Below are 20,859 nucleotides of genomic sequence, written 5' to 3' on the forward strand. Positions count from 1 at the left end.
ATGCACCATGAACACGCCACTCGTGATCCGCCCTCGCGCCGAAGATGTCGAAGGCCAGCCGATTCTTCGCCCGTTGCCGTCAGCTAAATGCCGCAACGTCGGACCTTTCGTGTTTTTCGACCACATGCTCGAAACCCGTTACCCAGCGGGCAAAGGCATGAACATCCGTCAGCACCCGCACATCGGCCTGTCCACCCTCACCTACCTGTTCGAAGGGCAAATCCAGCACAAGGACAGCCTCGGTTCCGATCAGGTGGTGAATGCCGGCGATGTCAGCTGGATGACGGCGGGTAGCGCAATTGCCCACGTTGAACGCACGCCCGAAGCCTTGAAAGAAAGCGGCTTTACCCTGCACGGCTTACAGATCTGGCTGGCTTCGCCCAAGGATCGTGAACACGGCCCGGGACATTACAGCCACCATCCGGCTGACACGCTGCCAGTCAGCGATAACCTTGGCGTGAAGATACGCATGATCGCCGGGTCAGGCTTTTGCCTCGAATCGCCGGTCCCGGTGCTTTCTCCTACGCTGTACGCCGAATTGAATCTGCAAACGGCGACCACATTGCTGATTCCCACCGAGCACGAAGAACGGGCGCTGTATGTGTTGAGCGGCGAGGCGCAGCTTGATGGCGAGCTGCTGGAGCGCTACACGCTAGTGGTGCTGCCAGCCGGGGAAGAGATGACACTGTTTGCCGAGAGCGACTGTCATGCCGTGCTCTTTGGCGGAGCGCCACTGGATGGACCGCGACGGATCAACTGGAATTTCGTCGCCAGCGATCCGGCATTGATCGATGAGGCCCGTCGGCGCTGGGCGGCCGGGGATTGGCCGACAGTGCCGGGGGAAAGTGAGCGGATCGAACTGCCGAAACACCGAAGCCCGCCAACTCCCTTGTAATTGATCGGCTGATCGTTCCCACGCGCAGCAAAGGATGCAGGCCGTGACGCTCCGCGTCACTGGACGCGGAGCGTCCCTAGAGGCATTCCCACGCAGAGCGTGGGAACGATCAAAAAACCCGCCGAAGCGGGTTTTTATACAGCGCGGTTAAACCGACAGTTCAACCAGCAGCTTGTTCAGACGCCGCACGTAAGCGGCCGGGTCTTTCAAGCTGTCGCCGGCCGCCAGGGCCGCCTGATCGAACAGAATGTGCGACAGGTCGCCGAAGCGCTCGTCGCTCTGCTCGTTGTCGAGTTTCTCGATCAGCGGGTGAGCCGGGTTGAACTCGAAAATCGGCTTCGAATCCGGAACCTTCTGACCGCTGGCTTCCAGGATCTGACGCATTTGCAGGCCCAGGTCCTGCTCGCCAATGGCCAGAATCGCCGGGGAATCGGTCAGACGGTGAGAAACCCGTACTTCAGCGACGGACTCACCCAAAGCGGTCTTGAGACGCTCAACCAGGCCTTCTTTGGACTTGGCGACTTCTTCCGCGGCTTTCTTGTCCTCTTCCGAATCCAGATTGCCGAGGTCCAGGTCACCGCGTGCCACGTCGACAAAGCTCTTGCCGTCGAAATCGCTGAGGTAGCTCATCAGCCACTCGTCGATGCGGTCGGTCAGCAGCAGCACTTCGATGCCTTTCTTGCGGAAGACTTCCAGGTGCGGGCTGTTTTTGACTTGCGCGTAAGTTTCGCCGGTCAGGTAGTAGATCTTGTCCTGACCTTCCTTGGCGCGAGCCAGGTAATCGGCCAAGCCCACAACTTGCTCGCCGTCGTCGCCCTGAGTGGACGCGAAACGCAGCAGGCCGGCAATTTTCTCTTTGTTGGCGAAGTCTTCTGCCGGGCCTTCTTTCATGACCTGACCGAAGTTCTTCCAGAAGCCTTTGTATTGCTCAGGCTCGTTCTTCGCCAGTTTTTCCAGCATGTCCAGAACGCGCTTGGTCAGCGCCGATTTCATGGAATCGATGATCGGGTCTTTCTGCAGGATTTCCCGCGACACGTTCAGCGACAGGTCGTTGGAATCGACCACGCCTTTGATGAAGCGCAGGTACAGCGGCAGGAACGACTCGGCCTGATCCATGACGAACACACGCTGCACGTACAGCTTCAGGCCTTTCGGCGCTTCACGCTGGTACAGATCGAACGGAGCACGGGTCGGCACATAAAGCAGCGAGGTGTACTCGAGTTTGCCTTCGACCTTGTTGTGGCTCCAGCTCAGCGGGTTTTCGAAATCGTGAGCGACGTGCTTGTAGAACTCCTGGTATTCCTCGTCCTTTACTTCAGTACGAGGGCGAGTCCACAGGGCGCTGGCGCGGTTGACGGTTTCCCATTCAACGGCCGGTTGCTCTTCACCTTCAGCGGCTGCCACTTCTTTCGGCAGCTCGATCGGCAAGGCGATATGGTCGGAGTACTTCTTGATGATGTTGCGCAGACGCCAGCCATCGGCGAACTCGTCTTCAGCGGATTTCAGGTGCAGAACGATGCGGGTGCCGCGGTCGGCTTTCTCGACGGTGGAGATTTCGAATTCGCCTTCGCCCTTGGACGACCAGTGCACACCTTCGCTGGCGGCTACGCCGGCACGACGGCTGAATACGTCGACTTTATCGGCGACGATGAAGGCCGAGTAGAAACCGACACCGAATTGACCGATCAGGTGCGAGTCTTTTTTCTGATCGCCAGACAGGTGTTTCATGAAATCGGCAGTGCCGGATTTGGCGATGGTACCCAGATGGGTGACCGCGTCGTCACGGCTCATGCCGATGCCGTTGTCTTCGAGGGTGACGGTTTTAGCGTCTTTGTCGAAGCTCACACGGATTTTCAGTTCAGCGCCACCTTCCAGCAGCTCAGGCTTGGCCAGCGCTTCAAAGCGTAATTTGTCGACAGCGTCAGAGGCGTTCGAGATCAATTCGCGAAGGAAAATTTCCTTGTTGGAATACAGCGAATGGATCATGAGGTGCAGCAGTTGCTTCACCTCGGTCTGGAAGCCCAGGGTTTCCTTTTGAGTTTCCACACTCATGGTCATCAAACTCCAATCAGATGGCAGTGGCCGCGACCTTGAGGGTCGACGGCGGGTTGTCCTCAGAGTTGGGGGCTGAGATCAGGATTTCAAGGGCTCTTCGATTTTGAAGTGAGCGCGGGCCGTAGCAATGGGCTCGGCTTCAGTGCTTTGCCAGGCGGTAATCGCCACGTTTGCCACCCGACGCCCCTGACGGCATACCTGGCATCTGGCCCAGGTATCGCGAAACTGCCCCGCGCGCAGGTAATCGAGTGAAAAATCGATAATCTTCGGCACGCCGGGCGAGCCGGTGAAAATCAGCAGGTGCAATGCCGCCGAGAGCTCCATGAACCCGGCAATCACCCCACCATGAATCGCCGGCAATATAGGATTACCAATGTTGTCCTTGTTGGCCGGCAGACGAAACAGTAGCTCATCCCCCACCCGCGAACATTCCACGCCAATCAGCCTGGCGTAGGGAATCAGATCCAGCAGCGAGGCGTAGTCCCCCTGCGCATGGGCCTGTTGAAGTTGCTCCTTGAACCTGTCGGTCATTTCGCACCTCCAGCAATGGCGCCGCCAAAACCCTTAGTGCCTTTAATGCCCTTGCCCATGCGCATGAAGGTGCCCACCACATGAGCGATGGGCTGGTCGGGGTGGTCCTGATAGGCAAAACCGCGCGCAAAGATCACGTCGGTGGTCACTCGGTAGCATTGGGCGAAGCCGTACACGTGCTTGTGCGGCTCGGCGGCGTGCATGTAATCGATGCGCAAGTCGAGCGTCGGGCAAACTTCGAATTCGGGCAGCACGCAGAGAGTGGCCATGCCGCAGGCGGTGTCCATCAGCGAAGTCAGTGCACCGCCATGAATCACCCCGGTTTGCGGGTTGCCGACGATCTGCGGGCTGTACGGCAGAATCACCGTCAACCCTTCGCTGCTGGCACTGTGAACGCGCATGCCGAGTACCTGACAATGCCGCAATGCCGACAGGAATCGCGTCGCACGCTCAAAAACGGGGTTTTCGGCCATTGGATAAAACTCTTCTTAGTGTCGGGCCAACATAGCAGGTTAGAGGGCAAAAGTTCCGCAGCAAAACAAACTTATATATCTGTGCGAATCAAGGAACTTAAACCTGATCGCCGTGCTCGAAAGGCCAAGTAGATATTTCCATAAGGAGAAACACCCCATGCGTAAGACTTTAGCTATTGCCTTGATGTTGACCGCTTCCCTCGGTCTCGCTGCCTGCGATAAAAAATCCGAGGACAAAGCTCAAGAAGCCACCAAACATGCTGAGCAAGCTCAGGAAAAAATGAACGAGGCAGCAAAAGAAAACGCCGAAGCTGCCAAAGCTCAAGCCGAATCGAACGAAGCAGCGACAAAAGAAGCCGCTCCAGCGCCTGCCCCAGTCCCAGCTCCAGTACCCGCTCCCGAAGCACCTAAAAACTAAAACCGTTTTTAGTGTGATAAAAGAAAACCCGCCAAGTGCGGGTTTTTCTTTTTATTGGCGATAAGTGTTAGAGCAAAACCGATCTAAAAGTCGGACTAATCATCAGCAACAACGAACACACTAAACCCACAAACCACACCAGGCTGCGCTGCCAGGCCAGATCTACCCAATAGCACAGCAAGTAAATGACGCGCGTGATCACGAAGATGATTGCCAGCGCATCAATCAGCCATCCCGCCGTCTGCGTGGTGTGCGCCATCAACACCCCAACCGCAAACAACAGGAACGCCTCGAAACTGTTCTGGTGGGCCGCCAATGCACGGGCACCAAAGCCGGTAAATTGCGCCTGCTGCTGGCGCGGCAGATGATTGTTGTAACCACCCTGCTCGTTCATGGCCTTGGCCACTGGAATCTTTGCCACGTAAATCAACAATGCGCTGATAAACACACACCAGAACGGAATACTCATCAAGCTTCTTCCTTGTTCGCTTCAGGCAATGGCGCCTCTGTAGGGGTATACACCATTACATCAAGAACGTCGGAGTGAAACTCGCGGCGATACAACACCAGCACGACGCCGGCACTCATCAACATGAACAACCAGGGGCTGACAAACCACGCCAGCATGGTCATGCCGAAGTAATAGGAACGCAGACCGAAGTTGAACTGGTTGGCCGCCATGGAGATGACACGGGCGGCTCGGGAAGCGAAGGCTTTGCGTTCTTGCTCGGACACATGGCGCTCGCCAATCATCGGCGCCGAGCCTACGAGAATCGCCGCAAAGTTGTACTGACGCATGCACCAGCTGAACGTAAAGAACGCATAGACAAACACCAGCGCCAGGCACAACAACTTGATCTCCGACATGCCTTGAGAGGCCTGTTGCACCATCGGGATATCCGCCAGCAACGACACGGCTCTGTCGGACGCACCCAACACCGTGAGAATACCGGCCAGGATAATCAGCGTACTGGAAGCGAAGAACGAGGCATTACGCTCCAGGTTTCCGATCACGCTGGCATCGGCAATGCGGTTATCGCGCAACAGCATGCGGCGCATCCAGTCTTCGCGATACAGGTGCAGTACGCTGGCCAGGCACGCGGTGTCGCGGCCCTTCCATGTGGCATAACGGGTATAACCACCCCAGCAGATGACAAACCAGAGCGCGGCGAGGATGTGGATCAGATTGGCGTGGATGAACGACATGCAATTCCCTGTGAGACATTGGCAACAGTAGAACCTGTAGGAGCGAGCGATGCGGCGACCCGACTTGCCCGCGAAGGCGGCGTGTCAGTCGATAATTTCTTCGGATCTGACATCGCCTTCGCGGGCAAGCCTCGCTCCTACACAGGTAGTGCTTCGACGTTAGCGCAAGGAAAAAGACACTGCATCACACGCATAAAAAATGCCCCGTATCGATTGATACGGGGCATTTCTGTTTCTGCTTGATGGGCCCGCTTGTGGCGGGCCGTAAGCGTTAAGCCAGCGCTTCTTCGCGCTTGCCCAGCAGACGGTCACAAGCCACGGCAACCACCAGGGTCATGACCGACGGCACCAGCCAAGCCAAACCCTGCTCGCTCAACGGCAAATGAGCCAGTTGAGTTGGCATCCAGTCCGCAAGTCCGGCGCCCTTGAGGGCATCGATCAGGCCGAAGATGAACGACACCAGCATCACCGGACCGACAATGCGGCCCTGCTCATGCCAGAAGTCTTTGCAGAAACTCAGGGCGACCAAGGCGATGCACGGCGGGTAGATGGCGGTCAGCACCGGGATCGAGAACGCGATCAGCTTGGTGAGGCCCAGGTTGGACACCAACAGGGAGAACGCCGCCAGAATAATCACCAGTGTCTTGTAGGACAGTGGCAGTACACGGCTGAAATATTCAGCACAGGCACACGTCAGACCGACCGCTGTCACCAGGCAGGCCAGGGAGATCAGTACCGCAAGGAAACCGCTGCCCAACGAACCAAACGTATGCTGCACGTAAGCGTGCAATACCGCCGCGCCATTGGCGGCACCGGCGGCCACTTCATGGCTGCCCGAACCGAGACGGAACAGACTGACGTAAACCAGCGCCAGGCCCACGCCGGCAATCAGCCCGGCGATGATCGCATAACGGGTGATCAACGCCGGCGATTCCACGCCCCGGGAACGAATGGCGTTGACAATGACAATGCCGAATACCAGCGCACCCAGGGTATCCATGGTCAGGTAACCATTGATAAAGCCTTGGGAGAACGGTGCAGCGACATATTCAGGAGTGGCCACGCCGATATCACCAGCCGGCAACGCGAACGCGGCAATGCCGAGAACAGCCAAGGCAATGATCTTCAGCGGCGCAAGGAAACGTCCTACGGTATCCAGCAGACGGCCCGGATAGAGCGAGATGAAGAACACCACCAGGAAGTACACCGAGCTATAGAGGAACAGCGCCAGCGGGCTCTCGCCGGTCAACGGCGCCAGGCCTACTTCAAACGACACGGTCGCGGTGCGCGGCGTCGCGAACAACGGGCCGACAGCGAGGTAGCACGCGGCTGCCAGCAGGCCACCGGCGACTTTACCGATCGGGCTGCTCAACGCATCCATTGCACCACCGACTTTGGCCAGGGCAACAACGGTGATCACCGGCAGACCGACCGCGGTGATTAGAAAACCTAGCGCCGCCATCCAGACATTAGGCCCGGACTGCAAACCGACGATAGGCGGGAAGATGATGTTGCCAGCCCCGACGAACAGGGCAAATGTCATAAAACCCAGTGCCAGGATGTCCTGGCCTTTCAACACTTTCATTAAGGAAATACCACACTACTGAATCGGAATTTAGAGAGGGATTTCCCTTATGGGTGAGGGAAATGCTGTCGGCCCGTATAGGACTGACCCGTTTAGCGCGTCGCTGCCTTGTGGGCCGCGGACGCAAAAATGGCTGCTAGCCTAACGAATTTGCACGACAAACGCACTGTTAGGGTGCGATCTATCCGATACGCGACACTTCAATGTCGCGTTTACATATCTAATTTTCCTGCCTCCGCGCAGATCGTTCCCACGCTCTGCGTGCGAATGCATCCCGTGACGCTATGCGTCACATTCAAAGGCGGAACGCGGAGCGTCCCCGGCGGCATTCCCACGCAGAGCGTGGGAACGATCACCCGGAAACGACAAAGGCCACCCGAAGGTGGCCTTTGCCTGGTGAAGCGTCAGTTAAGCGCGAGGCTTACTTGACGGCCCAACCGGTCAGCTCGGCCAGGGCCTTGCCGATGTCTGCCAGCGAACGCACGGTTTTAACGCCTGCGTCTTGCAGCGCAGCGAATTTCTCGTCTGCAGTGCCTTTGCCGCCAGAGATGATTGCGCCAGCATGGCCCATGCGCTTGCCCGGAGGAGCAGTCACACCAGCGATGTAGGAAACAACCGGCTTGGTCACGTGTGCCTTGATGTAGGCAGCCGCTTCTTCTTCAGCCGAACCGCCGATCTCGCCGATCATGACGATCGCTTCGGTCTTCGGGTCTTCCTGGAACAGCTTCAGGATGTCGATGAAGTTCGAACCCGGGATCGGGTCACCACCGATGCCGACGCAAGTCGACTGACCGAAACCGGCGTCAGTAGTCTGCTTCACAGCTTCGTAGGTCAGGGTGCCGGAACGGGAAACGATACCGACCTTGCCTGGCAAGTGAATGTGACCTGGCATGATGCCGATCTTGCATTCGCCTGGAGTGATCACGCCTGGGCAGTTAGGGCCGATCAGGGTAACACCCAGTTCGTCGCACTTAACTTTAGCGTCCAGCATGTCCAGGGTAGGAATGCCTTCGGTGATGCAGACGATCAGCTTGATGCCGCCGAAAGCAGCTTCCAGGATCGAGTCTTTGCAGAAAGGAGCCGGAACGTAGATCACGCTGGCGGTAGCGCCAGTGGCAGCTACTGCGTCTTTAACGGTGTTGAACACTGGCAGACCCAGGTGCTCGGTGCCGCCTTTGCCTGGAGTTACACCACCAACCATTTTGGTGCCGTACTCGATGGCTTGCTGGGTGTGGAAACTACCTTGCGAACCGGTAATACCCTGGCAGATAACTTTGGTGTCTTTATTGATCAGGACGCTCATTATTTGCCCTCCGCAGCTTTGACAACTTGTTGAGCAGCGTCGGTCAGGCTGGTAGCAGCGATGATGTTCAAACCGCTTTCTGCCAGTACTTTAGCGCCCAGCTCAGCGTTGTTGCCTTCAAGGCGAACAACAACCGGGATTTTCACGCCGACTTCTTTCACTGCGCCGATGATGCCTTCGGCAATCATGTCGCAACGAACGATGCCGCCGAAGATGTTGACCAATACTGCAGCGACGTTAGTGTCGGACAGGATGATCTTGAACGCTTCGGTTACGCGTTCTTTGGTAGCACCGCCGCCCACGTCGAGGAAGTTGGCTGGTTTGCCGCCATGCAGGTTGACGATGTCCATGGTACCCATGGCCAGGCCAGCACCGTTGACCATGCAACCGATGTTGCCTTCCAGTGCTACGTAGTTCAGTTCGAACTTGGCAGCGTGCGCTTCGCGCGGATCGTCTTGCGACGGATCGTGGAAAGTCTTCAGCTTAGGCTGACGGTACATGGCGTTGGCGTCGATGTTGATCTTGGCGTCGAGGCAATGCAGATCGCCGTCAGCCTTGATCACCAGCGGGTTCACTTCCAGCAGAGCCAGGTCGTGATCCTTGAACAGCTTGGCCAGACCTACGAAGATCTTGGCGAACTGAGCAACTTGCTTGCCTTCCAGACCCAGCTGGAATGCCAGCTCGCGACCCTGGAATGGCTGAGCGCCAACCAGTGGATCGATAGTGGCCTTGAGGATTTTCTCAGGGGTGTCGTGAGCGATTTTCTCGATGTCCACGCCACCTTCGGTGGAAGCCATGAACACGATGCGACGGCTCGAACGGTCAACGACAGCGCCCAGGTACAGCTCTTTAGCGATATCAGTGCACGATTCAACCAGGATCTTGGTGACTGGCTGACCATTGGCATCAGTCTGGTAAGTCACCAGACGCTTGCCCAACCACTGTTGAGCGAATGCTTTGGCGTCTTCTTTGCTGCGAACCAGCTTTACGCCGCCCGCTTTACCGCGACCACCAGCGTGGACCTGGGCTTTGACAACCCACTCGGTGCCGCCGATTTTGTCGCAAGCTTCTGCTGCTGCTTCCGGGGTGTCTACTGCGTAGCCGGTGGAAACTGGCAGGCCGTATTCAGCGAACAGCTGCTTACCCTGATACTCGTGAAGATTCATGCTTATTACCGTCTTCGTTAGGTACTGCGCATTCGGTGCTGCACTTGTTCAAGTGCCGCACCACCTGTGACTGCTGCTTGCGTAGCTGAGCTACACAAGACTGCGTCCAGCGGACATTCCGCGGTGAGTCTTGCATGCAAGGCTCACGACGGGCCGTACCGCCGTGGTTTCTTATTGTCTTAACGCTTCTTGCGGTTGGCGATGTGGATGGCGCCGCCATTCACTGCCAAAGCTGCTTCGTGCAAGGCTTCAGACAGGGTCGGATGGGAGAAAACCATCATTCCCAGGTCTTCAGCGCTGGTGCCGAATTCCATACCGATCGCGCCCTGCTGAACCAGTTCTGCAGCGCTCGGGCCAATCACGTGGACGCCCAATACGCGGTCAGTCTTGGCATCGGCAATGACTTTCACGAAACCGCCGGTGTCGTTGGCTGCCATGGCACGGCCACTGGCTGCGAACGGGAAGGTGCCAACGTTAACTTCAACGCCTTCAGCCTTCAAGGTCTGCTCGGTTTTGCCGACCCACGCGATTTCCGGGTGAGTATAAATAACTGACGGGATCAGGTCATAGTTGATTTGGGCTTTGTGGCCCTTGATGCGCTCAACCACCATGATGCCTTCTTCGGACGCCTTGTGCGCCAGCATCATGCCACGAACCACGTCGCCGATCGCGTAAACGCCCGGTACGCTGGTCGCGCACTGGTCGTCAACGAAGATGAAGCCACGTTCGTCGATGGTCACACCGCTGTCGGCAGCCAACAGTTCGGTGGTCACTGGACGGCGACCAACGGCAACGATCAGCTTGTCGAAAGTGATGCTCTGTTCGCCATTGGCGTCGGTGTAGTTCACAACGACTTCGTCGCCGTTCACTTTGGAACCGGTGACGCGAGCGCCCAGCTTGATATCCAGACCTTGCTTGGTCAGGGTTTTGTAGGCTTCTTTGGAAACGGCGTCGTCAGCGGCTGGCAGGAACTTCTCCAGGGCTTCCAGAACAACCACTTCAGCGCCCAGACGGGACCAGACCGAACCCAGCTCCAGACCGATCACGCCAGCGCCGATAACGCCCAGACGCTTGGGTACGGCCTGGAATTCCAGTGCGCCGGTCGAATCGACGATCACGTTCTGGTCAACCGGAGCCGGCGGAATGTCGATCGGACGCGAGCCCGAAGCCAGAATCACGTTCTCGGCTTCGATGATTTCAACGCTGCCGTCTGGCTTGGTCAGTTCGACTTTCTTGCCGGCCAGCAGTTTGCCGTGGCCTTGCAGGGAAGTGACGCCGTTGGCCTTGAACAAGGTCGCAACGCCAGAGGTCAGGCCTTTGACGATGGTGGATTTACGACCGACCATCGCTGCCACGTCCATGGTCACGCCAGCGTGGTTGATACCGTGGATCGCGAAGCCTTCTTTGGCTTCCTTGTATTTCCAGGAGCTGTCCAGCAGCGCCTTGGATGGAATGCAACCGACGTTCAGGCAAGTACCGCCGAGGGCCAGTTTGCCTTCCTTGTCGGTGTATTTCTCGATGCAGGCAGTGGAAAGGCCCAGTTGCGCTGCTTTAATGGCAGCCACGTAGCCGCCAGGGCCCGCACCAATCACTACCACGTCGAATTTCTGAGTCATGTGTCATTCCTTCTCGAATCAAACCGGACGATCCCTTTTGAGGACCGTCGTGGGACGAAGCTGGTCATTACAGAAGGGCCGCTCATCGCTGAACGGCCCGTGCAACGAAATCAGATATCCAGCAGCAAACGAGCCGGGTCTTCCAGCAGGTTCTTGATGGTAACCAGGAAGGTCACAGCTTCTTTGCCGTCGATCAAACGGTGATCGTAGGACAGAGCGAGGTACATCATCGGACGGATAACGACTTGACCGTTGATCGCCATAGGACGCTGCAGAATGTTGTGCATGCCCAGGATGGCCGCTTGTGGCGGGTTGACGATCGGAGTCGACATCATCGAACCGAAGGTACCACCGTTGGTGATGGTGAACGTACCGCCAGTCATCTCGTCCATCGACAGCTTGCCGTCACGAGCCTTCTTGCCGAAGGTGGCGATGCCGCCTTCGATTTCAGCCAGGCTCATCAGTTCGGCGTTACGCAGAACCGGTACAACCAGGCCGCGGTCGCTGGAAACAGCAACACCGACGTCAGCGTAGCCGTGGTAAACGATGTCGGCACCGTCGATCGACGCGTTGACAGCCGGGAAGCGTTTCAGCGCTTCGGTGGCCGCTTTCACGAAGAACGACATGAAGCCCAGGCGCACGCCGTTGTGGGACTTCTCGAACAGATCCTTGTACTTCGAACGCAGGGCCATGACTTCGGTCATGTCGACTTCGTTGAACGTGGTCAGCATCGCCATGTTCGACTGAGCTTCAACCAGACGCTTGGCAACGGTGGCCCGCACGCGAGTCATCGGTACACGCTTCTCGACGCGATCGCCAGCAGCGAAAACCGGAGCAGCAGCAGCCGGTGCAGCAGCCTTGGCAGGCGCGGCAGCCGGAGCGGCTTTCTTGGCAGTAACAGCTGCCACCACGTCTTCCTTGGTCACACGACCGCCTTTGCCAGTGCCGGCAACGGAAGCGATGTTGATGCCGTTTTCTTCAGCCAGCTTGCGAGCAGCCGGTGCAGCAACAGGATCGTCTTCGCCGACTTCGGCAGGAGCAGCGGCAGCGGCAGCAGGTGCAGCAGCGGCGGCTGGAGCGGCAGCAGCACCGCCCTCACCGATGGAGCCCAGAACTTCGTCGGACAGAACGGTGTCGCCTTCGTTCTTGACGATAGCGCCCAGCACGCCGTCAGCGGTGGCCAACACTTCCAGTACGACTTTGTCAGTTTCGATGTCGACGATCAGTTCGTCACGCTTGACGGCGTCGCCCGGTTTTTTGTGCCAGGTGGCAACGGTGCCATCGGCAACCGATTCCGGGAAAGTGGGGGCTTTGATTTCGATAGCCATTATCTGTGGGTCCTTAAATTCGGTTTCAGGTGCGCGAAGGCGTTAAACAGTAAAGGCGTCTTGCAGCAGTTGTTCTTGCTGCTCAGCGTGCATCGATGCGTAACCACAAGCAGGTGCAGCAGAAGCCTCACGGCCCGCGTACTCGAGTACGAGAGACTTGTCGTGATTGCCAACGATGCGGCGCATGTGGTGTTGGCTGCAGTACCAGGCACCCTGGTTCATCGGCTCTTCCTGACACCAAACGATATGTTTGAGGTTGGTATAAGGAGCCAGGACTTCGTTCAAGTCGTCCTCAGGGAATGGGTACAGCTGCTCGATACGCACGATGGCGATGTCGTCACGACCTTCGGCACGGCGTTTTTCCAGCAGGTCGTAGTAGACCTTGCCGCTACACAGAACAACACGCTCGACCTTTTTCGGGTCCAGGGCATCGATTTCCGGGATAACGGTCTGGAACGAACCTTCGGCCAGATCTTCCAGGGTCGAGATGGCCAGTTTATGACGCAACAGCGATTTCGGCGTCAGGACGATCAGTGGCTTGCGCAGCGGGCGAATCACCTGACGACGCAGCAAGTGGTAGATCTGGGCCGGCGTGGTCGGCACGGCTACCTGAATGTTGTGCTCGGCGCACAGTTGCAGGTAACGCTCCAGACGAGCCGAAGAGTGCTCCGGACCCTGACCTTCATAACCGTGCGGCAGCAGCATGGTCAGACCGCAAAGACGGCCCCACTTGTGCTCGCCACTGGTGATGAACTGGTCGATAACCACTTGAGCGCCGTTGGCGAAGTCGCCGAACTGGGCTTCCCAGATAACCAGCGCATTTGGCTCGGTAGTCGAATAACCGTATTCGAACGCCAGAACCGCCTCTTCAGACAGGAACGAATCGTACAGGTCGAAGCGTGGCTGACCTTTGTACAGGTTCTGCAGAGGAATGTAGCTGCCGGCGTCTTTCTGGTTGTGCAGGACGGCGTGACGGTGCGAGAACGTACCGCGACCGATGTCCTGACCCGTCATGCGGATCGGGTGACCTTCGAACGCCAGGGTCGCGTACGCCATGGTTTCGGCGTAACCCCAGTTGATCGGCAGGCCGCCCGCTTGCATCTTCTGACGGTCTTCGTAGATTTTCGAGACCTGGCGCTGAACCACGAAGCCTTCCGGAATTTCCAGCAGCTTGGCGGACAGTTCCTGCAAGGTTTTCAGATCGAAGCGAGTGTCGTGACGCGCGGTCCAGGCATGGCCCAGATACGGACGCCAGTCCACGAACAACTCTTTGTTCGGCTCTTTGACCAGGCTTTTTACTACGTGCAGACCGTTGTCCAGCGCGTTGCGGTATTCGTCGACTTTCGCCTGAACACGCTCAACGTCCAGTACACCGCTCTGGGTCAGACGATCGGCATACAGTTCACGGGTGGTGCGCTGTTTGGTGATCTGCTGATACATCAGAGGCTGGGTGCCGCTTGGCTCGTCGGCCTCGTTGTGGCCGCGACGACGGTAGCAGACCAGGTCGATCACCACGTCGCGCTTGTACTGCATGCGGTAGTCGATGGCCAGCTGGGTCACGAACAATACAGCTTCCGGATCATCACCATTCACATGGAGGATCGGCGCCTGGATCATTTTCGCGACGTCGGTGCAGTACTCGGTGGAACGCGAGTCTTCCGGATTGCTGATGGTGAAGCCGACCTGGTTGTTGATCACCAGGTGGATCGTGCCGCCAGTCTTGAAGCCGCGGGTCTGCGACATCTGGAAGGTTTCCATGACCACGCCTTGACCGGCGAATGCTGCGTCACCGTGGATGGAAATCGGCAGAACCTTTTCACCGGTAGGGTCGTTACGACGATCCTGACGGGCGCGGACCGAACCTTCGACCACTGGAGAAACGATTTCCAGGTGAGACGGGTTGAAAGCCATGGCCAGGTGAACTTCACCGCCGGTGGTCATGACGTTGGACGAGAAGCCCTGGTGATATTTAACGTCACCGGAACCCAGTTCGACCTTCTTCTTGCCTTCGAACTCGTCGAACAGCTCGCGCGGGTTCTTGCCGAAGGTATTGACCAGCACGTTCAGACGACCACGGTGGGCCATGCCGATCACGATTTCCTTGGTGCCGTAGGAACCGGAACGCTGGATCAGCTCGTCGAGCAACGGAATCAGGCTCTCGCCCCCTTCCAGACCGAAACGCTTGGTGCCCGGGTATTTGGTGCCCAGGTATTTTTCCAGGCCTTCAGCCGCGGTAACGCGCTCAAGCAAGTGGCCCTTGATATCGGCAGAGTACGTCGGACGGCCGCGCACGCTTTCCAGACGCTGCTGGAACCACTGGCGCTGCTCGGAATCGACGATGTGCGTAAATTCAGCGCCGATGGTGCGGCAATATGTCTGCTGCAACGCTTCGTGAATTTCGCGTAGGCTCGCCTCCTCTTTGCCGATGAACAGGTCGCCGGCACGGAAGGTCGTATCAAGATCGGCATTGGTCAAGCCGTAATGATTGATTGACAGGTCTGCAGGTGCAGGACGCTGCCACAGCCCCAGCGGGTCAAGCTGGGCTGCCTGGTGGCCACGCATACGGTAGGCCTGGATCAATCGCAGCACTTCAACTTGCTTCTTCTCGTGCTCACTGCTCACGCTGCCGGCGGAAACCGGTTGGGCGCGGCGCTGGTTCTTTGCCAGCAAGACGAAATGATCGCGAATCGTGGAGTGCGAAACATCGGTAGCAGTGTTGCCATCAGCAGGCAACTTCTGGAAGTAGGTGCGCCACTCTTCTGGCACAGCGTTAGGGTCGTGCAGGTAGAGCTCGTAGAGCTCTTCCACATAGGCAGCGTTACTACCAGATAGGTAGGCGCTGTTCCACATGCGCTGCATCACGCTTTCTTGCATGCTTGGTCACCCTCGGTTAGGGGAACACCACCGGCGTCGACACCGAGAAAACTTGCAGAAGTCCGAATGCAGCGACTAAAACAAGCCACTTAGGATCACGCTGATAGTCCGGGTACCAGCCCGGATGCCCCTGCTTGTCTCATTTCTTCAAAATAAGAGCCGCAGCTTATGGCTGCTGCTCTGGTTATAGCCATGACGCGGGTTGAAGCCCGCGCCACAGCCTCTTCGGTTACAGCGGTCTACGGTTACAGCAGCTGAATCACACGCCGCTTTGCAGCAGCATGTTACGGATGTGACCGATGGCCTTAGTCGGGTTCAGGCCTTTCGGACAAACGTTGACGCAGTTCATGATGCCCCGGCAGCGGAATACGCTGAACGGGTCATCCAGCGAAGCCAGACGCTCGGATGTCTTGTTGTCGCGGCTGTCTGCCAGGAAGCGATAAGCTTGCAGCAGAGCAGCCGGACCCAGGAACTTGTCCGGGTTCCACCAGAAGGACGGGCACGAAGTCGAGCAGCAAGCGCACAGGATGCACTCGTACAGACCGTCGAGCTTTTCACGCTCTTCAGGGGACTGCAGACGCTCGATGGCCGGAGCCGGCGTGTCGTTCTGCAGGTATGGCTTAACCTTTTCGTATTGCTTGTAGAAGATGCTCATATCGACGACCAGGTCACGAATAACCGGCAAACCTGGCAGCGGACGAACGATCAGCTTGTTGCGTTTTACGACGGCAGACAGCGGCGTGATGCACGCCAGACCGTTTTTGCCGTTGATGTTCATGCCGTCGGAACCGCAAACACCTTCACGGCAAGAGCGACGATAGGAGAAACCTTCGTCCTGCTCTTTGATCAGGGCCAGCACGTCCAGCACCATCAGGTCTTTACCACCGGTATCAACCTGGAATTCCTGCATGAACGGCGCAGCGTCCTGATCAGGGTTGTAACGATAAACACTAACTTGCAACATGGCGGCCACCCTTAATAAGTCCGAATCTTAGGTTCAAAAGTCGGAACAGTCTTCGGCGAGAAGTTCACAGCACGTTTGGTTACGCGCTTGTCACCCGGGAAGTACAGGGTGTGGCACAGCCAGTTTTCGTCGTCACGGTCTTCGAAGTCTTCACGGGCGTGAGCACCGCGGGACTCTTTGCGCACTTCTGCGGCGATGGCGGTGGCTTCGGCCACTTCCAGCAGGTTCTGCAGTTCCAGCGCTTCGATACGCGCGGTGTTGAACGCCTGGCTCTTGTCGTTGATCTTGACGTTGGCGATACGGCCACGCAGATCAGCCAGCTGAGCAATACCCTTCTGCATGTATTCGCCGGTACGGAACACACCGAAGTAGTTCTGCATGCAGCTTTGCAGTTCGCGACGCAGGGTTGCCACGTCTTCACCTTCAGTACGCTCGTTCAGAGCGGACAGGCGTGCCAGGGCAGCTTCGATATCGGCGTCAGTAGCGTCGTCGTATTCGATACCGTCGGTCAGCGCTTTTTCCAGGTGCAGGCCGGCAGCACGGCCGAATACCACCAGGTCGAGCAACGAGTTACCACCCAGACGGTTGGCACCGTGAACCGATACGCACGCCACTTCACCGACCGCGAACAGGCCTGGAATGATGGTGTCTACGCCATCGGCGTCCTGAGTCATCGCCTGGCCATGAATGTTGGTGGCAACGCCGCCCATCATATAGTGGCAGGTCGGAACGACCGGAACCGGAGCGACTACCGGGTCAACGTGTGCGAAAGTCTTGGACAGTTCGCAGATACCTGGCAGACGGCTGTGCAGCACTTCCTCGCCCAGGTGGTCGAGTTTGAGCATCACGTGGTCGCCATTCGGGCCGCAACCGTTGCCGGCGATGATTTCCTTGACCATCGAACGGGCAACAACGTCACGACCGGCAAGGTCTTTGGCGTTCGGAGCATAACGCTCCATGAAACGCTCGCCGTGCTTGTTGATCAGGTAACCACCTTCACCACGGCAACCTTCGGTGACCAGTACACCGGCGCCGGCGATGCCGGTCGGGTGGAACTGCCACATTTCGATGTCTTGTACCGGAACGCCTGCACGCAGCGCCATACCAACGCCGTCACCGGTGTTGATCAGGGCGTTGGTGGTCGAAGCGTAGATGCGACCTGCACCGCCGGTGGCCAGTACGGTGGCCTTGGCACGGATGTAGGTGGTTTCGCCGGTTTCGATGCAGATGGCAATCACGCCAACGAATGCGCCGTCCTGGTTTTTCACCAGATCAACAGCGTAGTACTCGTTAAGGAACGTGGTGCCGGCTTTCAGGTTGCCCTGATAAAGGGTGTGCAGCAGCGCGTGACCGGTACGGTCGGAAGCGGCGCAGGTACGGGCAGCCTGCCCGCCTTTACCGTAATCCTTCGACTGACCGCCGAATGGACGCTGGTAGATACGACCCTGTTCGGTACGGGAGAACGGCATACCCATGTGGTCCAGCTCATATACCGCAGCCGGGCCTTCCTGACACATGTATTCGATAGCGTCCTGGTCACCGATATAGTCGGAACCCTTGACGGTATCGTACATGTGCCAGCGCCAGTCATCGTTCGGATCGGCAGACGCGATGGCGCAGGTGATGCCGCCCTGGGCCGATACGGTGTGCGAACGAGTCGGGAAAACCTTGGTGATCACGGCAGTCTTGTGACCGCCTTGCGCCAGTTGCAGCGCTGCGCGCATGCCGGCACCGCCGCCACCAATAATGATGGCGTCGAAAGAAATCGTTGGAATGTTAGCCATGAATCAGATACCCCAGAGAATCTGCACACCCCAGACGAAGTAAGCGAACATCGCAACGCCGCATACTGCCTGGAAAAGGAAACGTACTGCAGTCGCGGACTTGCCCAGCGCCATCGGCGTAAGGTAGTCAGTCGCGATGGTCCACATGCCGACCCAGGCGTGAGCGCCCAGGGCCACCAGGGCCAGCAGACTGAAGATACGCATCCAGTTGCTTGCGAACAGGTCGTGCCATTGGGCGTAGCCAATGCCAGGGTTCGCAACGAGGTATCCGATCAGGAAAATGAAATAAGCCGCGAGAACAACCGCAGACACACGCTGTGCCATCCAGTCATAGAGGCCCGAACGCGAAAGGTTTGTAACGCTGGTTACCATATCCAAACTCCTGCCAGAACGATCAACACCACGGATACGGCGATGATAATTTTCGAGCCCAGGCGGCCGCCTTCCAGCGTCTCACCGATGCCCATATCCATGATCAAATGGCGCACACCGGCTACCAGGTGATACAGAAGAGCGGACAGGAGGCCCCATGCTACGAACTTGGCCAGCGGGCTGGTCAAGCATGCCTTCACGTCGGCAAAACCTTCCTCGGAACCCAGAGACTTGCCCAATGCATACAGCATGAAGCCAAGGCCCAGGAAGAGGATGATGCCGGAAACACGGTGAAGGAACGACGTAACGCCGGTGATGGGGAGTTTGATGGTCCTTAGGTCTAGGTTTACAGGTCGTTGGCTTTTCACGGCTTTTTTTTCACACTGAAGAGCCCCTAACAATCAGGGCAAAGTTGTTGGGGAGTGCACTGGTCAGGTAACCACCACCCAGGGATGCGACCCCCAATAAAGCTGGCCCAAAAGCCCCTGGCGGTCGGTGGCCGAGTATAGACAGTTAGGCTACTAATGACAACGCGTTCACCTTCCCCTAATAGCTGATTGCACAAGTGGGATAAAAGGCGTAAACGGCAGTCATTTTCGAGAAAAAAGTCCGGTTAAAGCCTTCTGGAGCAAGACTTTAGGCAAATTGACATTCGAATTTATCTCACTATAGTGGTGCGGGCCCTGCGTGGGGGGTCTGTCTGATGATTTCAAGCATAAATAGGAGGCCACATGGCTGACAAAAAAGCGCAGTTGATCATCGAGGGCGCAGCCCCCGTCGAGCTGCCCATTTTAACCGGCACCGTTGGTCCCGATGTTATCGACGTTCGGGGCCTGACGGCCACGGGCCGTTTCACCTTTGACCCTGGTTTCATGTCGACCGCCTCCTGCGAGTCGAAGATCACCTATATCGACGGCGACAACGGCATTCTGCTGCACCGCGGCTACCCGATCGAACAGCTGGCTGAAAAGTCGGACTACCTGGAAACCTGCTACCTGTTGCTCAACGGCGAATTGCCGACCGCGGAACAGAAGGCCCAGTTCGTCGGCACCGTGAAGAACCACACCATGGTTCACGAGCAGTTGAAGACCTTCTTCAACGGCTTTCGTCGCGACGCCCACCCGATGGCCGTCATGTGCGGCGTAGTGGGCGCCCTCTCGGCCTTCTACCACGACTCCCTCGACATCAATAACCCGCAGCATCGCGAAATCTCCGCGATCCGCCTGGTTGCCAAGATGCCGACCCTGGCTGCAATGGTTTACAAGTACTCCATGGGCCAACCCATGATGTACCCGCGCAACGACCTGTCGTACGCGGAAAACTTCCTGCACATGATGTTCAACACCCCGTGCGAGATCAAACCGATCAGCCCGGTACTCGCCAAGGCCATGGACCGAATCTTCATCCTCCATGCCGACCACGAGCAGAACGCATCGACTTCTACGGTACGTCTGGCCGGTTCGTCGGGCGCCAACCCGTTCGCCTGTATCGCCGCTGGCATCGCTGCATTGTGGGGCCCTGCCCACGGCGGTGCGAACGAAGCCGTTCTGACCATGCTTGACGAGATTGGCGATGTTTCGAACATCGACAAGTACATCGCCAAGGCCAAGGACAAGAACGATCCGTTCAAATTGATGGGCTTCGGTCACCGGGTTTACAAAAACCGCGACCCACGCGCTACCGTCATGAAGCAGACCTGCGACGAAGTACTGAAAGAACTGGGTATCACCAACGATCCGCAACTCGAACTGGCCATGCGCCTGGAAGAGATCGCCCTGACCGACCCGTACTTCATCGAACGCTCGCTGTACCCGAACGTAGACTTCTACTCGGGGATCATTCTCAAGGCGATCGGCATTCCGACCAGTATGTTCACTGTGATCTTCGCTCTGGCGCGGACTGTCGGCTGGATCTCCCACTGGAAAGAAATGCTCTCCAGCCCGTACAAGATTGGCCGTCCGCGTCAGTTGTACACTGGCTATGAGTCGCGTGATATCACCAAGCTGGAAGACCGCTAACAAGACCTGTTTTACGATAATGTCTTGAGCTGAGCTGTACCGGAAACGGCCTCTATTTAGATAGGGGCCGTTTTTGTTTGGGCCAAGTGGCGATTAACTCTTTGATTGTGAACATATCCGCTTCTGCAGAAACGGATATGTACACGATCAAATAGCCCGGTCGGCTATCAGACCGCCTTCGCGGGCAAGCCTCGCTCCTACAGAGACAATGAGCGCCCAATAAAAATGCCCCGATCTCTCGACCAGGGCATTTTGTGTAGCTCAGCTTATA

The 20,859-nt window shown here is 57.4% G+C and carries 18 protein-coding genes; 3 read left to right on the top strand and 15 right to left on the bottom strand.

Going from position 1 to position 20,859, the window contains the following annotated elements; genetic code table 11:
* Positions 1 to 7 precede the first annotated feature (7 nt).
* Positions 8 to 895, top strand: coding sequence for a pirin family protein (locus MEB48_RS06240; RefSeq protein ID WP_095051824.1), 888 nt, complete (start codon positions 8 to 10; stop codon positions 893 to 895).
* A 147-nt stretch (positions 896 to 1,042) separates the two neighbouring features.
* Here the strand turns inward: MEB48_RS06240 and htpG are convergent, their stop codons facing one another.
* The 3 genes from htpG to MEB48_RS06255 all read right to left on the bottom strand — a co-directional run bounded on the left by htpG (position 1,043) and on the right by MEB48_RS06255 (position 3,954).
* A complete protein-coding gene (htpG, locus tag MEB48_RS06245; protein ID WP_237882865.1) occupies positions 1,043 to 2,947 on the bottom strand; it encodes a molecular chaperone HtpG in 1,905 nt (634 codons plus the stop codon).
* Between the two features lie 81 nt (positions 2,948 to 3,028).
* On the bottom strand, positions 3,029 to 3,481 hold the full coding sequence (locus tag MEB48_RS06250; protein ID WP_237882867.1) for a PaaI family thioesterase: 453 nt from the start codon (positions 3,479 to 3,481) through the stop codon (positions 3,029 to 3,031).
* The gene (locus tag MEB48_RS06255; RefSeq protein WP_237882869.1) at positions 3,478 to 3,954 is read right to left on the bottom strand and encodes a PaaI family thioesterase; all 477 of its coding nucleotides are present in this window, start codon (positions 3,952 to 3,954) and stop codon (positions 3,478 to 3,480) included. Before MEB48_RS06255 ends, MEB48_RS06250 begins: the two co-directional genes overlap by 4 nt.
* A 157-nt stretch (positions 3,955 to 4,111) precedes the next feature.
* Here MEB48_RS06255 and MEB48_RS06260 point away from each other — a divergent pair, with 157 nt between their 5' ends.
* The gene (locus MEB48_RS06260) at positions 4,112 to 4,372 is read left to right on the top strand and encodes a hypothetical protein (RefSeq protein ID WP_237882870.1); all 261 of its coding nucleotides are present in this window, start codon (positions 4,112 to 4,114) and stop codon (positions 4,370 to 4,372) included.
* A gap of 67 nt (positions 4,373 to 4,439) precedes the next feature.
* Here the strand turns inward: MEB48_RS06260 and MEB48_RS06265 are convergent, their stop codons facing one another.
* The 12 genes from MEB48_RS06265 to sdhC all read right to left on the bottom strand — a co-directional run bounded on the left by MEB48_RS06265 (position 4,440) and on the right by sdhC (position 18,938).
* The gene (locus tag MEB48_RS06265; protein WP_237882872.1) at positions 4,440 to 4,841 is read right to left on the bottom strand and encodes an MAPEG family protein; all 402 of its coding nucleotides are present in this window, start codon (positions 4,839 to 4,841) and stop codon (positions 4,440 to 4,442) included.
* Entirely contained in the window at positions 4,841 to 5,578 is a 738-nt protein-coding gene (locus tag MEB48_RS06270) for a DUF599 domain-containing protein (protein ID WP_237882874.1), read from the bottom strand. Before MEB48_RS06270 ends, MEB48_RS06265 begins: the two co-directional genes overlap by 1 nt.
* A 271-nt stretch (positions 5,579 to 5,849) precedes the next feature.
* A complete protein-coding gene (brnQ, locus tag MEB48_RS06275) occupies positions 5,850 to 7,163 on the bottom strand; it encodes a branched-chain amino acid transport system II carrier protein (RefSeq protein ID WP_095051819.1) in 1,314 nt (437 codons plus the stop codon).
* A 421-nt stretch (positions 7,164 to 7,584) separates the two neighbouring features.
* Positions 7,585 to 8,466: a succinate--CoA ligase subunit alpha gene (gene sucD, locus MEB48_RS06280; RefSeq protein WP_003223019.1), complete on the bottom strand. Its 882-nt coding sequence runs from the start codon at positions 8,464 to 8,466 to the stop codon at positions 7,585 to 7,587.
* Positions 8,466 to 9,632, bottom strand: coding sequence for an ADP-forming succinate--CoA ligase subunit beta (sucC, locus tag MEB48_RS06285; protein WP_007898980.1), 1,167 nt, complete (start codon positions 9,630 to 9,632; stop codon positions 8,466 to 8,468). The genes sucD and sucC overlap by 1 nt, the downstream gene beginning before the upstream one ends.
* 179 nt (positions 9,633 to 9,811) lie before the next feature.
* Positions 9,812 to 11,248, bottom strand: coding sequence for a dihydrolipoyl dehydrogenase (gene lpdA / locus MEB48_RS06290; RefSeq protein ID WP_237882876.1), 1,437 nt, complete (start codon positions 11,246 to 11,248; stop codon positions 9,812 to 9,814).
* A gap of 110 nt (positions 11,249 to 11,358) precedes the next feature.
* A complete protein-coding gene (gene odhB / locus MEB48_RS06295) occupies positions 11,359 to 12,576 on the bottom strand; it encodes a 2-oxoglutarate dehydrogenase complex dihydrolipoyllysine-residue succinyltransferase (protein WP_237882878.1) in 1,218 nt (405 codons plus the stop codon).
* A 42-nt stretch (positions 12,577 to 12,618) separates the two neighbouring features.
* Positions 12,619 to 15,450, bottom strand: coding sequence for a 2-oxoglutarate dehydrogenase E1 component (locus tag MEB48_RS06300; RefSeq protein WP_237882880.1), 2,832 nt, complete (start codon positions 15,448 to 15,450; stop codon positions 12,619 to 12,621).
* Between the two features lie 259 nt (positions 15,451 to 15,709).
* Complete coding sequence (locus MEB48_RS06305) at positions 15,710 to 16,414, bottom strand: succinate dehydrogenase iron-sulfur subunit (RefSeq protein ID WP_007898989.1); 705 nt, start codon at positions 16,412 to 16,414, stop codon at positions 15,710 to 15,712.
* Positions 16,415 to 16,425: 11 nt separating this feature from the next.
* Positions 16,426 to 18,198, bottom strand: coding sequence for a succinate dehydrogenase flavoprotein subunit (gene sdhA, locus MEB48_RS06310; RefSeq protein WP_237882882.1), 1,773 nt, complete (start codon positions 18,196 to 18,198; stop codon positions 16,426 to 16,428).
* 3 nt (positions 18,199 to 18,201) lie between these two features.
* Positions 18,202 to 18,570, bottom strand: a complete 369-nt coding sequence (gene sdhD / locus MEB48_RS06315; protein WP_153377267.1) for a succinate dehydrogenase, hydrophobic membrane anchor protein — start codon at positions 18,568 to 18,570, stop codon at positions 18,202 to 18,204.
* On the bottom strand, positions 18,564 to 18,938 hold the full coding sequence (gene sdhC, locus MEB48_RS06320; protein ID WP_056852964.1) for a succinate dehydrogenase, cytochrome b556 subunit: 375 nt from the start codon (positions 18,936 to 18,938) through the stop codon (positions 18,564 to 18,566). Before sdhC ends, sdhD begins: the two co-directional genes overlap by 7 nt.
* A 363-nt stretch (positions 18,939 to 19,301) precedes the next feature.
* Here sdhC and gltA point away from each other — a divergent pair, with 363 nt between their 5' ends.
* Positions 19,302 to 20,588 (top strand): citrate synthase, encoded by a 1,287-nt coding sequence (gene gltA / locus MEB48_RS06325; RefSeq protein ID WP_237882884.1) that lies wholly within the window; start codon positions 19,302 to 19,304, stop codon positions 20,586 to 20,588.
* The last annotated feature ends 271 nt before the right edge of the window (positions 20,589 to 20,859 follow it).

It is taken from the genome of Pseudomonas sp. PGPR40 (assembly GCF_022014505.1).
In the GTDB taxonomy this organism is placed as follows: domain Bacteria; phylum Pseudomonadota; class Gammaproteobacteria; order Pseudomonadales; family Pseudomonadaceae; genus Aquipseudomonas.

Bases quoted from the DNA above. Each gene is read 5' to 3' on its own strand.
- MEB48_RS06250 (WP_237882867.1), bottom strand. From the start codon at position 3,481: ATGACCGACAGGTTCAAGGAGCAACTTCAACAGGCCCATGCGCAGGGG.
- sdhA (WP_237882882.1), bottom strand. From the start codon at position 18,198: ATGGCTAACATTCCAACGATTTCTTTCGACGCCATCATTATTGGTGGC.
- sdhD (WP_153377267.1), bottom strand. From the start codon at position 18,570: ATGGTAACCAGCGTTACAAACCTTTCGCGTTCGGGCCTCTATGACTGG.
- sucD (WP_003223019.1), bottom strand. From the start codon at position 8,466: ATGAGCGTCCTGATCAATAAAGACACCAAAGTTATCTGCCAGGGTATT.
- MEB48_RS06300 (WP_237882880.1), bottom strand. From the start codon at position 15,450: ATGCAAGAAAGCGTGATGCAGCGCATGTGGAACAGCGCCTACCTATCT.
- lpdA (WP_237882876.1), bottom strand. From the start codon at position 11,248: ATGACTCAGAAATTCGACGTGGTAGTGATTGGTGCGGGCCCTGGCGGC.
- odhB (WP_237882878.1), bottom strand. From the start codon at position 12,576: ATGGCTATCGAAATCAAAGCCCCCACTTTCCCGGAATCGGTTGCCGAT.
- MEB48_RS06240 (WP_095051824.1), top strand. From the start codon at position 8: ATGAACACGCCACTCGTGATCCGCCCTCGCGCCGAAGATGTCGAAGGC.
- MEB48_RS06270 (WP_237882874.1), bottom strand. From the start codon at position 5,578: ATGTCGTTCATCCACGCCAATCTGATCCACATCCTCGCCGCGCTCTGG.
- MEB48_RS06305 (WP_007898989.1), bottom strand. From the start codon at position 16,414: ATGTTGCAAGTTAGTGTTTATCGTTACAACCCTGATCAGGACGCTGCG.
- htpG (WP_237882865.1), bottom strand. From the start codon at position 2,947: ATGAGTGTGGAAACTCAAAAGGAAACCCTGGGCTTCCAGACCGAGGTG.
- MEB48_RS06260 (WP_237882870.1), top strand. From the start codon at position 4,112: ATGCGTAAGACTTTAGCTATTGCCTTGATGTTGACCGCTTCCCTCGGT.
- MEB48_RS06255 (WP_237882869.1), bottom strand. From the start codon at position 3,954: ATGGCCGAAAACCCCGTTTTTGAGCGTGCGACGCGATTCCTGTCGGCA.
- gltA (WP_237882884.1), top strand. From the start codon at position 19,302: ATGGCTGACAAAAAAGCGCAGTTGATCATCGAGGGCGCAGCCCCCGTC.
- sucC (WP_007898980.1), bottom strand. From the start codon at position 9,632: ATGAATCTTCACGAGTATCAGGGTAAGCAGCTGTTCGCTGAATACGGC.
- MEB48_RS06265 (WP_237882872.1), bottom strand. From the start codon at position 4,841: ATGAGTATTCCGTTCTGGTGTGTGTTTATCAGCGCATTGTTGATTTAC.
- brnQ (WP_095051819.1), bottom strand. From the start codon at position 7,163: ATGAAAGTGTTGAAAGGCCAGGACATCCTGGCACTGGGTTTTATGACA.